Origin of the sequence: Streptomyces sp. NPDC056160 (assembly GCF_042268205.1) — a bacterium.
Classification (GTDB): domain Bacteria; phylum Actinomycetota; class Actinomycetes; order Streptomycetales; family Streptomycetaceae; genus Streptomyces.
Genome location: NZ_JBHJUW010000115.1, coordinates 1 through 13,897, shown reverse-complemented (window position 1 = coordinate 13,897; position 13,897 = coordinate 1). Strand labels below are relative to the sequence as shown.

At 71.8% G+C, this 13,897-nt stretch carries 10 protein-coding genes; 9 read left to right on the top strand and 1 reads right to left on the bottom strand.

Annotated features, from left to right (window positions below; translation table 11 throughout):
* Nucleotides 1-74 precede the first annotated feature (74 nt).
* The gene (locus ACFC02_RS31680) at nt 75-1,877 is read right to left on the bottom strand and encodes a glycoside hydrolase family 15 protein (RefSeq protein WP_376364875.1); all 1,803 of its coding nucleotides are present in this window, start codon (nt 1,875-1,877) and stop codon (nt 75-77) included.
* Between the two features lie 512 nt (nt 1,878-2,389).
* On the opposite strand from ACFC02_RS31680, the gene ACFC02_RS31675 reads away from it, so the two are divergent.
* The 9 genes from ACFC02_RS31675 to ACFC02_RS31635 all read left to right on the top strand — a co-directional run bounded on the left by ACFC02_RS31675 (nt 2,390) and on the right by ACFC02_RS31635 (nt 13,799).
* Nucleotides 2,390-4,039, top strand: coding sequence for a CTP synthase (locus ACFC02_RS31675; protein WP_360965995.1), 1,650 nt, complete (start codon nt 2,390-2,392; stop codon nt 4,037-4,039).
* An 89-nt stretch (nt 4,040-4,128) separates the two neighbouring features.
* Nucleotides 4,129-4,755 (top strand): NUDIX domain-containing protein, encoded by a 627-nt coding sequence (locus ACFC02_RS31670; RefSeq protein ID WP_376364843.1) that lies wholly within the window; start codon nt 4,129-4,131, stop codon nt 4,753-4,755.
* Nucleotides 4,756-4,963: 208 nt separating this feature from the next.
* Nucleotides 4,964-7,072, top strand: coding sequence for a tetratricopeptide repeat protein (locus tag ACFC02_RS31665; protein ID WP_376364840.1), 2,109 nt, complete (start codon nt 4,964-4,966; stop codon nt 7,070-7,072).
* 134 nt (nt 7,073-7,206) lie between these two features.
* On the top strand, nt 7,207-8,331 hold the full coding sequence (gene ald, locus ACFC02_RS31660; RefSeq protein WP_376364837.1) for an alanine dehydrogenase: 1,125 nt from the start codon (nt 7,207-7,209) through the stop codon (nt 8,329-8,331).
* 413 nt (nt 8,332-8,744) lie between these two features.
* Complete coding sequence (locus ACFC02_RS31655; protein ID WP_360965984.1) at nt 8,745-9,881, top strand: ParA family protein; 1,137 nt, start codon at nt 8,745-8,747, stop codon at nt 9,879-9,881.
* Nucleotides 9,866-10,453, top strand: a complete 588-nt coding sequence (locus ACFC02_RS31650) for a hypothetical protein (protein ID WP_376364833.1) — start codon at nt 9,866-9,868, stop codon at nt 10,451-10,453. The genes ACFC02_RS31655 and ACFC02_RS31650 overlap by 16 nt, the downstream gene beginning before the upstream one ends.
* Before the next feature lie 456 nt (nt 10,454-10,909).
* Nucleotides 10,910-12,064 carry a segregation and condensation protein A gene (locus ACFC02_RS31645; protein ID WP_376364873.1) on the top strand — a complete coding sequence of 385 codons (1,155 nt, stop codon included), beginning with the start codon at nt 10,910-10,912 and terminating at the stop codon, nt 12,062-12,064.
* Entirely contained in the window at nt 12,061-12,735 is a 675-nt protein-coding gene (gene scpB / locus ACFC02_RS31640; protein ID WP_376364830.1) for an SMC-Scp complex subunit ScpB, read from the top strand. The genes ACFC02_RS31645 and scpB overlap by 4 nt, the downstream gene beginning before the upstream one ends.
* Nucleotides 12,735-13,799, top strand: coding sequence for a pseudouridine synthase (locus tag ACFC02_RS31635; protein WP_376364827.1), 1,065 nt, complete (start codon nt 12,735-12,737; stop codon nt 13,797-13,799). Before scpB ends, ACFC02_RS31635 begins: the two co-directional genes overlap by 1 nt.
* Nucleotides 13,800-13,897 lie beyond the last annotated feature (98 nt).

The window sequence follows — 13,897 nt, the reverse complement described above, 5'->3', positions numbered from 1 at the left end:
ACGACACCGGGACAGTACCGGGTGAACGGCACCCCGGCGGCCGGCGGTCCCCCGGGACGCCGCCCCGGCGCGCCTCAGCCTCCGTACGCCCCGCTCGCCGTCAGGCGCAGGGCGGTGTCGATCAGGGGGACGTGGCTGAAGGCCTGCGGGAAGTTGCCCACCTGGCGTTGCAGGCGGGGGTCCCACTCCTCCGCCAGCAGGCCGAGGTCGTTGCGCAGGGACAGCAGCTTCTCGAAGAGCTTGCGCGCCTCGTCGACGCGGCCGATCATCGCCAGGTCGTCGGCCATCCAGAACGAGCAGGCGAGGAAGGCGCCCTCGTCGCCGGGGAGGCCGTCGACGCCCGCGTGGTCGCCGTCGGTGGGGTAGCGCAGGATGAAGCCGTCCGAGGTGGACAGCTCCCGCTGGATCGCCTCGATGGTGCCGATGACCCGCTTGTCGTCGGGCGGCAGGAAGCCCATCTGCGGGATGAGCAGCAAGGAGGCGTCCAGCTCCCGGGAGCCGTAGGACTGCGTGAAGGTGTTGCGTTCCTTGTCGTAGCCCTTCTCGCAGACGTCCCGGTGGATCTCGTCGCGCAGGTCCTTCCACCGCTCCAGCGGGCCGTCGACGTCGCCGGACTCCATCAGCTTGATCGTGCGGTCCACGGCGACCCAGGCCATGACCTTGGAGTGCACGAAGTGGCGGCGCGGGCCGCGCACCTCCCAGATGCCCTCGTCCGGCTCCTGCCAGTGCTTCTCCAGGTAGCGGATCAGCTTGAGCTGGAGCAGCGACGCGTAGTCGTTGCGGGCCAGGCCCGTCATGTGGGCCAGGTGCAGGGCCTCGGTGACCTCGCCGTATACGTCGAGCTGGAGCTGGTGGGCCGCGCCGTTGCCGACCCGCACCGGTGCGGAGTTCTCGTAGCCGGGCAGCCAGTCCAGCTCCGCCTCGCCGAGTTCGCGCTCACCGGCGATGCCGTACATGATCTGGAGGTTCTCGGGGTCGCCCGCGACCGCGCGCAGCAGCCACTCGCGCCAGGCGCGGGCCTCCTCGCGGTAACCGGTGCGCAGCAGTGAGGACAGGGTGATCGCCGCGTCCCGCAGCCAGGTGTAGCGGTAGTCCCAGTTGCGCACGCCGCCGATGTCCTCCGGCAGGGAGGTGGTGGGCGCGGCGACGATGCCGCCGGTGGGGGCGTAGGTGAGGGCCTTGAGGGTGATCAGGGAGCGGACCACGGCCTCGCGGTAGGGGCCGTGGTACGTACAGTGCCCGACCCACTCCCGCCAGAAGTCCTCCGTCGCCTCCAGGGACTGCTCGGGCTCCGGCTCCGGCGGCGCCTCCTTGTGCGAGGGCTGCCAGGAGATGGTGAACGCGACCCGGTCACCGGCGGCGACCGTGAAGTCCGCGTACGTGGTCAGCGACTCGCCGTAGGTGTCTACCGGGGTGTCGAACCACACGGAGTCGGGGCCCGCGACCGCCACGGTGCGCGTCTCGTTGCGGTGCACCCACGGCACGATCCGGCCGTAGGAGAAGCGCATGCGCAGGGCGGAGCGCATGTGCACCCGGCCGGTGACGCCCTCCACGATGCGGATCAGCTGGGGTGCGCCGTCGCGCGGGGGCATGAAATCGGTCACGCGGACGGTGCCGCGCGGGGTGTCCCACTCCGATTCCAGGATCAGTGAGTCGCCCCGGTAGCTGCGCCGGTCCGCCGTGGGGGGCTGGGCGCCCTCCGGGTACGCGGGCCCGAGTCGCCAGAAGCCGTGCTCCTCGGTGCCCAGCAGGCCGGCGAAGATGGCATGCGAGTCGAAGCGGGGCAGGCACAGCCAGTCGACCGTCCCGTCCCGGCAGACCAGGGCAGCGGTCTGCATGTCTCCGATGAGTGCGTAGTCTTCGATGCGCCCGGCCACGTGCAACTCCAGTCGAACGGCCACGTCACCCCGCATGGGGGGCGGTCGCTAGTGCGGTCAAGGGGTTGTGCTGCGTCGTTGAGCGGTCCAGCAGACCGCCGGTCGGCCCTGGGGCAGAACGACAACCTTTGCTCAACGAACTGACGAGCTCTCGTTGTTCCGGTGAATACGGGCGGGGGTGGTGCCGTTTTGCCGGCCGGGCTCGGCAGCGAGTGTCCGAGCAGGATACGACGCACGTAGATGATCCGCGCGCCGCTCCGGACAACCCGCATGCGCCGAACGGGTGAGCCAACGGTGAGGAACCCGTGACCGTCGCGCAGCCGTGCCGACGCGTGCGCGGAGCGTGGCCGGAGACCATCGCCGTCCGGCGCTGATACCCTGGTAGCCCGTGGACCGGTGGTCTCGAAACCCCCGAACCGCAGCGACGGCACCCCAGCCGGACAACCCGGGTTCCCCGGGCCGGACAGCCGTACCGCACCACAATCCGCGACCACGGGAGCCCCCTCTTGGCCATGCCGCCCAAATCAACGACGACCAAGCACATCTTCGTCACCGGGGGTGTCGCCTCCTCGCTCGGAAAGGGCCTCACCGCCTCGAGCCTCGGCATGCTGCTCAAGGCCCGGGGCCTGCGCGTGGTGATGCAGAAGCTCGACCCGTACCTGAACGTCGACCCGGGCACGATGAACCCCTTCCAGCACGGTGAGGTCTTCGTCACCAACGACGGCGCCGAGACCGACCTGGACATCGGACACTACGAGCGCTTCCTCGACCGCGACCTGGACGGCACCGCCAACGTCACTACAGGACAGGTGTACTCCACGGTCATCGCCAAGGAGCGGCGCGGCGAGTACCTGGGCGACACCGTGCAGGTCATCCCGCACATCACCAACGAGATCAAGCACCGCATCCGGCGGATGGCCACCGACGAGGTGGACGTCGTCATCACCGAGGTCGGCGGCACCGTCGGCGACATCGAGTCGCTGCCGTTCCTGGAGACCGTCCGCCAGGTCCGCCACGAGGTCGGCCGGGACAACGTCTTCGTGGTGCACATCTCGCTGCTGCCCTACATCGGCCCCTCCGGCGAGCTGAAGACCAAGCCGACCCAGCACTCGGTCGCAGCCCTGCGCAACATCGGCATCCAGCCGGACGCCATCGTGCTGCGCTGCGACCGCGAGGTGCCCACCGCGATCAAGCGCAAGATCTCGCTGATGTGCGACGTCGACGAGGACGCCGTGGTCGCGTGCCCGGACGCCCGTTCGATCTACGACATCCCGAAGGTCGTGCACACCGAGGGCCTGGACGCCTACGTCGTGCGCAAGCTCGACCTGCCCTTCCGTGACGTGGACTGGACCACCTGGGACGACCTGCTGGACCGCGTCCACAACCCGGACCACGAGATCACTCTCGCCCTGGTCGGCAAGTACATCGACCTGCCCGACGCCTACCTGTCGGTCACCGAGGCGCTGCGCGCGGGCGGCTTCGCCAACAAGGCCCGCGTGAAGATCAAGTGGGTCACCTCCGACGACTGCAAGACCCCGGCCGGCGCCAAGGCGCAGCTCGCCGGTGTCGACGGCATCTGCATCCCGGGCGGCTTCGGCGACCGGGGCGTGCTCGGCAAGGTCGGCGCGATCCGCTACGCCCGCGAGAACAGGATCCCGCTGCTCGGCCTGTGCCTGGGTCTGCAGTGCATCGTGATCGAGGCGGCACGCAGCCTCGCCGACATCTCGGACGCCAACTCCACCGAGTTCGACCCGGCCACCGCGCACCCGGTGATCTCCACCATGGCCGAGCAGATGGACATCGTCGCCGGTGAGGGCGACATGGGCGGCACCATGCGGCTCGGCATGTACCCGGCCAAGCTGGCCGAGGGCTCGATCGTGCGCGAGGTCTACGACGGCAAGGAGTACGTCGAGGAGCGCCACCGCCACCGCTACGAGGTGAACAACGCCTACCGCGCCGAACTGGAGAAGAAGGCGGGCATCGTCTTCTCCGGCACCTCCCCGGACGGCAAGCTCGTCGAGTACGTCGAGTACCCGCGCGACGTCCACCCCTACCTGGTCGCCACCCAGGCCCACCCGGAGCTGCGCTCGCGTCCGACCCGCCCGCACCCGCTGTTCGCCGGGCTGGTGAAGGCCGCCGTCGAGCGGAAGATCGGCAAGTAACACACCGGTTGTACGGTTGCCGGGGTGCCCGCCGCGAGGGTGGGCACCCCGGTTGCGTGCAGGTACGGGAACGTGCGGGAGGAGAGGGCATGACGATCAAGGACACCCCCGAACAGTGGGAGATCCGGGGGACCCGGACGCCGTTCACCGGGGCCAAGACCTCGATGCGAACTGACGAGGTGGTCATGCCCGACGGCTCCGTCTCCTCCCGCGACTACCAGGTCCACCCGGGCTCGGTGGCCGTCCTCGCCCTGGACGAGGAGGACCGCGTGCTGGTCATCCGCCAGTACCGCCACCCGGTGCGGCAGCGGCTGTGGGAGATCCCGGCCGGGCTGCTGGACGTGCCCGGCGAGAACCCGCTGCACGCCGCCCGGCGCGAGCTGTACGAGGAGGCGCACGTCAAGGCGGAGGACTGGCGGGTGCTGACCGACGTGTACACCACGCCGGGCGGCTGCGACGAGGCCGTGCGGATCTTCCTCGCCCGCGACCTGTCCGAGGCGGAGGGCGAGCGCTTCGCGGCGGAGCACGAGGAGACGGACATGGAACTGGACCGGGTGCCGGTCGGGGACCTGGTGCGTGGTGTGCTCGCGGGCGAGCTGCACAACAACTGCCTGGTCGTGGGGGTCCTCGCGCTCGTCGCGGCCCGGCAGGGCGAGGGTCTGGAGTCCCTGCGCCCGGCGCAGGCGCCGTGGCCGGCCCGGCCCTTCGCCTCCTGAGCGGGTCACCCCTCCGTCCGGTGTGACCATCGGCTGATCCGATCGGGTGACCTGCCCGCCGCGCTCGTCCCGGGACGTCGCAGAGCGTGAACTAGGGTCCTTCTGATGGATCTCCGCAGCGGAGATCCATCAGAAGGACCCTAGGCTCTTCAACGCCCGTACCGGAGTCCCGGCGGGTATGCGCGTGTGTGGGACGGGAGTGTGGCCCGTGACGGATCAGGCGGTGGACGCGGGTGGCGCGAACCTGCCCGGCAACGACCGGTCGCCCGCGCCCTCCGAGCGTCACTTCCTGGGCCGCACACGGGAGTTGAAGGAGCTGCGCGCCGACATCGAGCGCGCCGGACTCGACACCATCTCCGGCCGCAAGGCCCCCCGCGCCCGGGTCCTGCTGGTCGCGGGCAGGCCCGGTTCCGGCCGCACCGCGCTCGCCGAGGAACTGGTACGGCAGGTCGCGCACCGTTACCCCGACGGCGTGCTGCGGGCCCGGCTCACCGAGCCGGACGGCACCCCCGTCCCGGTCGCCCGCGCCGCAGGCGAGCTGCTCACCGCCCTCGGACTGCCCGCCGCGCCGGGCGCCGCCGAGGACGACCTGACCGGCGCCCTGCGCACCGCCCTGGCCGAGCGCCGCACCCTGCTCCTGCTCGACGACGCGGCCGGCGCCGAGCAGGTCGACGCGCTGCTTCCGGACAACGCCGACTGCCTGCTCGTCGCCGTCTCCCGGGGCCCGCTCACCGGCATCGCCGACGTCCGGCCCTGCACCCTGGGCGGCCTGGACACCAAGTCCGCCCTCGACCTGCTCACCCGGCACATCGACCCGGTGCGCATCACCGTCGACCCCCGTGCCGCGGAGAACCTGGTCGAGGTCTGCCAGGGCCAGCCCGCCGCGCTCACCCTGGCCGCGGGCCGGCTCGCCGCCCACCCCGGAGAGACCGTCTCCGACCTGGCCAAACGGCTGCGCACCGACCTCGGCGAGGGCACCGCGCTCGCCCGCATCCTCGGCCTCGTCCACGCGGAGCTGCCGAAGTCCGCCGCCCGGATGCTGCGCCTGCTCGCCCTCGCCCCGGCGGGCGACGTCGACCCGCACACGGCCTCCGCGCTCGCCGGCACCTCCCTCGACGGCGCACGGCCCCTGCTCGACCACTTCGCCGCCCTCGGCCTGCTGCGCGTCCTGCCCGCACCGCTGCCCCGCTACGAGGTTCCCGGCTGCCTGCACCCGCTGCTGCTGTCCCTCGCCGAGCGCGAGGACCGCCCCGCCGAGCTGCAGCTGGCCCGCGCCCGGATGCTGGAGCGGACCGTACGGCTGCTCCAGTCCTGCCGGGCGGTCACCGAGACCGACAGCCCCGAGACCAGGGAGAAGCAGAAGAACCTGCCGCCCGCCCTGCGCTTCGCCACGCCGCGGGCCGCCGAGGAGTGGCTGCGGGCCCGCAGGCCGGCGCTGCTCGCCGCCGCCCGCCTCGCGGTCGCCGACGGCGAGCTGGACACCCTGGCCCGCCGCCTGATGTCGCAGCTGGTGCGGGCCATGGTCGCCCACTTCGGCACCCGGGCCGCGGCCGGCGACCTCTACGGCATCCACCGCCTGGTCCTGGACGTCGCCGAGCGGCAGGACCTGCCCCGGGAGCAGGCCGCCGCCCTGCTGAACCTGGCCGACCTGGACGCCCGTACCGGCCGGACGACCGAGGCGCTCGCCCGCTACCGCGCCGCCCTGGACGCCGGACGGGTGGCGAACGACCCCTATGCGACCGGCCGCGCGATGGAATCCGTAGGCGCCGCCCACCAGGAGCTGGGCGACCACGACCGGGCGGCCGACTGGTTCGGCCGGGCCCTGGCGCAGCGGCTGGCGCGCGGCGAACACCCGGAGGCCGCCCGGCTCTACGGCCGGATCGCCGCCGCCCACACCTACGCCGGCCATTACGGCGAGGCGCTGCGCAACTGGCGGGCCGCCGTCGCCGCGCACCGCAGGACGGGCGATGTCGCCGCCCACGCGAGGGCGTTGAGCGAACTGGCCCGCGTCCAGGAGTACGCGGGCCGCCCCGAGGAGTGCCTGCGCACCTGCCAGGAGGCGGTCGAGTTGGCCCGCCGCGCAGAGGACGTACGGCTGCAGGCCGCGCTCCAGCTGCGGCTCGCCGACACTCTGGAGCGGCTGGGCGATCCGGCGGCGGCGCACCTGCACCGCGGGGCCGCCGAACGCCTGCTCGCGGGCGAGAACCGGCCGGTTCGGACCACCGCGACGGCCGGGGCGGCGGCCGTCCAGGACGACACATCACGGGATCAAGACGCTGATGCCTGCGAAATCCGCAGCACATCCGCTGAAGATTGATGCAATGAAAGGCTAGACAGCGAGAACACCTTCATTAGACTGGCTCTGCCGCTCGTTCTCCTGCGGTGTCTCCTGGTATGCCCCCGCATGCCGGGGTACGTCTTTATTGCCCCACATTCCCTGAGTCAAGGACCGTGATCGACGTGAAGGTCGGCATCCCCCGCGAGGTCAAGAACAACGAGTTCCGGGTGGCCATCACCCCGGCCGGCGTGCACGAGCTGGTGCGCCACGGCCACCAGGTCGTCGTCGAGCGGAACGCGGGCGTCGGCTCCGCGATCCCGGACGAGGAGTACGTGGTGGCCGGCGCCGAGATCCTGGAGACCGCCGACGAGGTCTGGGCCGCCGCCGACCTGCTGCTCAAGGTCAAGGAGCCCATCGCCGAGGAGTACCACCGCCTCCGCAAGGACCAGATCCTCTTCACCTACCTGCACCTGGCCGCGTCCAAGGAGTGCACCGACGCCCTCCTGGAGTCCGGTACCACCGCGATCGCCTACGAGACCGTCGAGCTGCCGAACCGCGCGCTGCCGCTGCTCGCCCCGATGTCCGAGGTCGCGGGCCGCCTCGCCCCGCAGGTCGGCGCCTACCACCTGATGCGCGCGGCCGGTGGCCGCGGCGTGCTGCCGGGCGGCGTCCCGGGCGTGCCGGCCGGCAAGGCCGTCATCATCGGCGGCGGCGTCTCCGGCTGGAACGCCGCGCAGATCGCCATCGGTCTGGGCTTCCACGTGACCCTGCTCGACAAGGACATCAACAAGCTCAAGGAAGCCGACAAGATCTTCGGCACGAAGATCCAGACCGTCGTCTCCAACGCCTTCGAGCTGGAGAAGGCCTGCCTGGAGGCCGACCTCGTCGTCGGCGCCGTGCTGATCCCGGGCGCCAAGGCCCCGAAGCTGGTCACCAACGAGCTGGTGTCCCGCATGAAGGCCGGGAGTGTCCTTGTCGACATCGCGATCGACCAGGGCGGCTGCTTCGAGGACTCCCACCCGACCACGCACGCCGAGCCGGCCTTCATGGTCCACGAGTCGGTGTTCTACTGCGTCGCCAACATGCCCGGCGCGGTGCCCAACACCTCCACCTACGCGCTGACCAACGCGACCCTGCCGTACATCGTCGAACTCGCCGACCGCGGCTGGGTGGAGGCGCTGCGCCGCGACGCCGCGCTCGCCAAGGGCCTCAACACCCATGACGGCAAGGTCGTCTACAAGGAGGTCGCCGAGGCCCACGGCCTGGACCACGTCGAGCTGGAGACGCTGCTCGGCTGAGTCCCGGCACCGAGGAGTCGACCAAGTCACCCGACGGAAAAAGGCGATACGTCAACACGTGTCGTCAACGCCACGCATCCGGCCGGACCTTGCCCCACAAGGTCCGGCCGGATGTGTGTATGGTCACTTCGCCGCACACGGCCAACTCGCCTCGAACGCAACCATTCGACCGATTCACGCCCCGGTGAAACCTGCTGTGCGACGGTCGTACGCCCTTGACAGAGGGATGTTTCATTGCCGACACATCGGGCCGGGTCCGGCGGATTGTGTTGCTGCGGACGCCCGACACGCCATAGAGTCGCCAACCGTCGGCATGGTGCCACGCTGACCTGTCTAGAAGTTCCCTGGTCACCAAGGAGGTAAGACGACTTGTGAATGAGTCGACATTTTCTCCCGGGGGTGGTCGACCAGGAATGCCTGCGCGGGGCCAGAGCTCCACGGGGCTCGAGGCTGTCGGCTCCGTCGCTGTGCGCACCTTCGCAGCCCACCAGGGTCACCGGTTCCCGCAGGTGACCCAGCCAGGACACCAGAGCATGGATGGCCATCACGTGAACGCCATGGCCGGCGACGGAAGGGGCGCGCCCCACAACCAGTTCGCCGACTACGACGAACTGCCCGAGGGGCACTTCTACGACCCCGACGCCGAGTACGAGCCCGATCCCGAGTACGCGGCCACGCTCGCGCCCGACGCGGCCCGCCAGCGCCGTGAGCGCGTCGGTCCGACCGGACGCCCGCTGCCGTACTTCCCGATCCCAGGGCCGCTGACCGACCACGGACCCGCCAAGATCATCGCGATGTGCAACCAGAAGGGCGGCGTCGGCAAGACGACGTCGACCATCAACCTGGGTGCCGCCCTCGCGGAGTACGGACGCCGGGTGCTGCTCGTCGACTTCGACCCGCAGGGCGCGCTGTCGGTGGGTCTCGGCGTCAACCCCATGGAGCTGGACCTCACCGTCTACAACCTGCTCATGGAGCGGGGCATGTCCGCGGACGAGGTCCTGCTGAAGACGGCGGTCCCCAACATGGACCTGCTGCCCAGCAACATCGACCTGTCGGCCGCCGAGGTGCAGCTGGTCTCCGAGGTCGCGCGCGAGTCGACCCTTCAGCGGGCGCTCAAGCCGCTGATGGACGACTACGACTACATCGTCATCGACTGCCAGCCCTCGCTCGGCCTGCTCACCGTGAACGCCCTCACGGCCGCGCACAAGGTGATCGTGCCGCTGGAGTGCGAGTTCTTCGCGCTGCGCGGTGTCGCGCTGCTGACCGAGACGATCGAGAAGGTCCAGGAGCGCCTCAACCCCGACCTGGAGCTCGACGGCATCCTCGCCACGATGTACGACTCGCGCACGGTGCACAGCCGCGAGGTGCTCGCGCGTGTCGTCGAGGCGTTCGACGACCACGTGTACCACACGGTCATCGGACGCACCGTCCGCTTCCCGGAGACCACGGTCGCCGGCGAGCCGATCACCACGTACGCCTCCAACTCCGTCGGTGCCGCCGCCTACCGCCAGCTCGCCAGGGAGGTGCTCGCCCGGTGTCACGCCGAGTGAGTCTGCCGGGGGCCGACGAACTGTTCCGTACGACAGGGGGGACGGCGCTCCAGGCGTCCACTCCCCGGCGGCAGCCGGGCGGCGAGGCGCGGGTACCGGCTCCGGCGGGCGAGAGCGACCCTGCGGCCGCACCGGCGGAGGACGCCCCGCAGGCGGTGCCCGCCCAGGGCGGTGACGGCGAGGGTGCCGAGCACGCGGCGGCCGACGCCGAACCGGCCGAGGCGGGCGAGTCCCGCAGCCGCGGCACCGCGGGCGGCGGGGCGGAGCGCGCCGGGCGGCGCCAGGCGGTGCAGGAAGGTTCCGCGGCGGGCGCCGCGGCGGCCCCCCGCAAGCGCGGACGGTCGGCGGCGCGCCGCCCCAGCGGGCGCGAACGGCACGACGAGAAGATCACGGTCTACGTCTCCGCCGAGGAACTCATGGACCTGGAGCACGCGCGACTGGTGCTCAGGGGCGAACACGGCCTGGCCGTGGACCGGGGCCGGATCGTGCGCGAGGCGGTTGCCGTCGTCCTGGCCGACCTGGAGTCCCGTGGGGACGCGAGCATCCTCGTACGCCGGCTGCGCGGCCGGTAACGGTAGCCTGCGGGGGCTATGACCTCGAACGACGTTCCGCCCGCCGGGCCGGGCCCCGCCGCCCGCAGGCGCGCGCTCGGGCGGGGCCCGGGCACGAGCGCCACACCGCCGGAGCCCACCACACCGAGGGTGCCCGTCGCACCGCCGGAGTCCGCCGACCCGGCCGAGCCGGTCGAGCGGCCCGCGCCGGATGGGCCGCCCGCGCCCGACGAGCGCGCCGAGCCGGAAGAGCACGGCGAGCCGGAAGAGCACGGCGAGCCGGAAGAGCACGGCGAGCCGGAAGAGCGACCCGCAGAGCCGACCGGGCCGGTGGCGCCGGGTGCGCGGACCGAGCCGGTGATCCTGACCGGGCCGGTGGTCGCGGCCACGGCGGCGGTCACGGCCGTAAGGGACGAGCCCGCCGTGAGGGGCGAGCCCGCCGTGAGGGGCGAGCCCGCCGTGAGGGGCGAGCCCGCCGTGAGGGGCGTTCCCACGGAAACGGGAGACCTCGCCGCGACGGGCGTCGGCGTTGCTGCCGAGAGGGGAGCCGGGGCCACGACGGGCGCTCCTGCCGAGACGGACGCCCCCGCCGAGGCGGGTGTTCCGGGGGAGCCGGTCGGGCCGGCCGGGACGCGCGGAGAGCGTCCGGTACCGCAGGCCGCCGCCCCCGCGCCGCCCGGCCCCCACGGGCAGCCGGATTCCGGGCCCGGCGGCTCGGACGGCACCGGTGGCCCGGACGGCACCGGCGGTGCCGAGGACCCCGCGGCGGAGGAGAGCGACGACCGCGTCTTCAAGGTGCGGCTCGCGAACTTCGAGGGGCCCTTCGACCTGCTGCTCCAGCTGATCTCCCGGCACAAGCTCGACGTCACCGAGGTCGCGCTGTCCAGGGTGACCGACGAGTTCATGGCCCACATCCGGGCCATGGGTCCGGACTGGGACCTCGACCGGACGACCGAGTTCCTGGTGGTGGCCGCCACGCTGCTCGACCTGAAGGCCGCCCGCCTGCTGCCCGCCGCCGAGGTGGAGGACGAGGCCGACCTGGCCCTCCTGGAGGCCCGGGACCTGCTCTTCGCGCGCCTGCTCCAGTACCGCGCGTACAAGCAGATCGCCGACATCTTCAACGGGCGGCTGGACGAGGAGGGCCGGCGCCACCCCCGTACTGTGGGACTCGAACCGCACCACGCCGAGCTGCTGCCCGAGGTCGTCATCAGCATCGGCCCGGAGGGGTTCGCGCGGCTCGCGGTCAAGGCGATGCAGCCCAGGCCGAAACCGCAGGTGTACGTGGACCACATCCACGCGCCCCTGGTCAGCGTGCAGGAACAGGCGGCGATCGTCGTCGCCCGGCTGCGGGAACTGGGCGAGGCCGGATTCCGCGACCTGGTCGAGGACACCGACGACACCCTCACCGTCGTGGCGCGGTTCCTCGCGCTGCTGGAGCTGTACCGCGAGAAGGCCGTCGCGCTCGACCAGGAGACGGCGCTCGGCGACCTGCTCGTGCGCTGGACCGGCGGGGACGGCGACGCGCGGACGATGGTCACCGACGAGTTCGACCGCCCGCGGGAAAAGCCCGCGGCGCCCGCGGCGTCCGGGGAGCCGGGGGAGTCCGGCGGTGACGAGGAGGAGAAGGCGTGAGCGAGGAGACCACCGAAGCGCCCGCGGGCCCGGGCGGCGTCGCCGGCCTCGGCCTCAAGCCCGCCCTGGAGGCCGTCCTCATGGTCGTGGACGAACCCGCCACGGAGGAACTGCTGGCCAAGACGCTCCAGCGGCCCCGGCGGCAGGTCGCCGACGCTCTGCGGGAGCTGGCCGACGAGTACACCGTGCAGGGGCGCGGCTTCGAACTGCGGACGGTCGCCGGGGGCTGGCGCTTCTACACCCGCCCCGAGTACGCCGCGGCCGTCGAGGGCTTCGTCCTGGACGGTCAGCAGGCCCGGCTCACCCAGGCCGCGCTGGAGACCCTGGCGGTGGTCGCCTACCGGCAGCCGGTCAGCCGCAGCCGGGTCTCCGCCGTCCGCGGAGTCAACTGCGACGGCGTGATGCGCACCCTGCTCCAGCGCGGACTGGTCGAGGAGGCGGGCACGGAACCCGAAACAGGTGCGATCCTGTACAGGACGACGAACTACTTCCTGGAGCGGATGGGCCTGCGCGGTCTGGACGAGCTCCCGGAGCTGGCGCCCTTCCTCCCGGAGGCGGAGGCGATCGAGGCCGAGACCCAGGAAGCCGTACCGTCGTTCGACCCGGACGCCCCGGACCCGGACGAGGGTCACGGGACGCACATGACTGACACGACGACGACGGAACTTTGATGCGAAGCAGCGGCAGCGGCAAGAGCGGCGGGCGCGGTAACCACCGCGGTGCCGGCAACGACAGGGACCAGAAGCAGGGGCAGGGACGCCCCCGCAAGCCCCGCCCCGAGGAGCGCCGCTACGACGTGGGCCCCGGCGCCACCAAGGACGGTCCGAAGGCCGGGCGCGGCGGGGCGGCCCGTGGCGGCGCCAAGGGCGGTCCGAAGAAGCCCGACGCCCAGCGCGGGCGGACGGTGCCGGCGCGCTCGCGTGAGTACGAGGCGCGCGCCGAGGAGCGCAACCGGGAGCGGTACGCGGGCAAGAAGGACATCAAGCCGCCCAAGACCTTCCCGGGCGCCGAGCAGGAGGGCGAGCGGCTGCAGAAGGTGCTCGCGCGCGCCGGGTACGGCTCGCGGCGCGCCTGCGAGGAGCTGATCGAGCAGGCCAGGGTCGAGGTGAACGGCGAGATCGTCCTGGAGCAGGGCCGCCGGGTCGACCCGGAGAAGGACGAGGTCAAGGTCGACGGCCTGACCGTGGCCACGCAGTCGTACCAGTTCTTCTCGCTGAACAAGCCCGCCGGTGTCGTCTCCACCATGGAGGACCCCGAGGGCCGGCAGTGCCTCGGTGACTACGTCACCAACCGCGAGACGCGCCTGTTCCACGTCGGCCGGCTGGACACCGAGACCGAGGGCGTCATCCTGCTCACCAACCACGGCGAGCTGGCGCACCGCCTCACCCACCCCAAGTACGGCGTGCGCAAGACCTACCTCGCGCACATCGTCGGCCCGATCCCGCGCGACCTGGGCAAGCGTCTGAAGGACGGCATCCAGCTGGAGGACGGCTACGCGCGCGCCGACCACTTCCGGGTCGTCGAGCAGACCGGCAAGAACTACCTCGTCGAGGTGACCCTGCACGAGGGCCGCAAGCACATCGTGCGCCGCATGCTCGCCGAGGCCGGTTTCCCGGTCGACAAGCTCGTCCGCACGGCCTTCGGCCCCATCACCCTCGGCGACCAGAAGTCCGGCTGGCTGCGCCGCCTGTCCAACACCGAGGTCGGCATGCTGATGAGCGAGGTCGACCTCTAGGCGCAACGCCGTTCAGTTAAGGGCGGAGGCTGTTCGTCAAGGCCGGTGAACGAGGCAGCGGAGCTGCTGTAGAAGAGGTTTGTCCTCCAAGACATCCT

Coding starts and splice junctions, on each gene's coding strand:
- ACFC02_RS31675 (WP_360965995.1), top strand. CDS start 2,390: ATGCCGCCCAAATCAACGACGACCAAGCACATCTTCGTCACCGGGGGT.
- ACFC02_RS31670 (WP_376364843.1), top strand. CDS start 4,129: ATGACGATCAAGGACACCCCCGAACAGTGGGAGATCCGGGGGACCCGG.
- ACFC02_RS31655 (WP_360965984.1), top strand. CDS start 8,745: ATGCCTGCGCGGGGCCAGAGCTCCACGGGGCTCGAGGCTGTCGGCTCC.
- ACFC02_RS31635 (WP_376364827.1), top strand. CDS start 12,735: ATGCGAAGCAGCGGCAGCGGCAAGAGCGGCGGGCGCGGTAACCACCGC.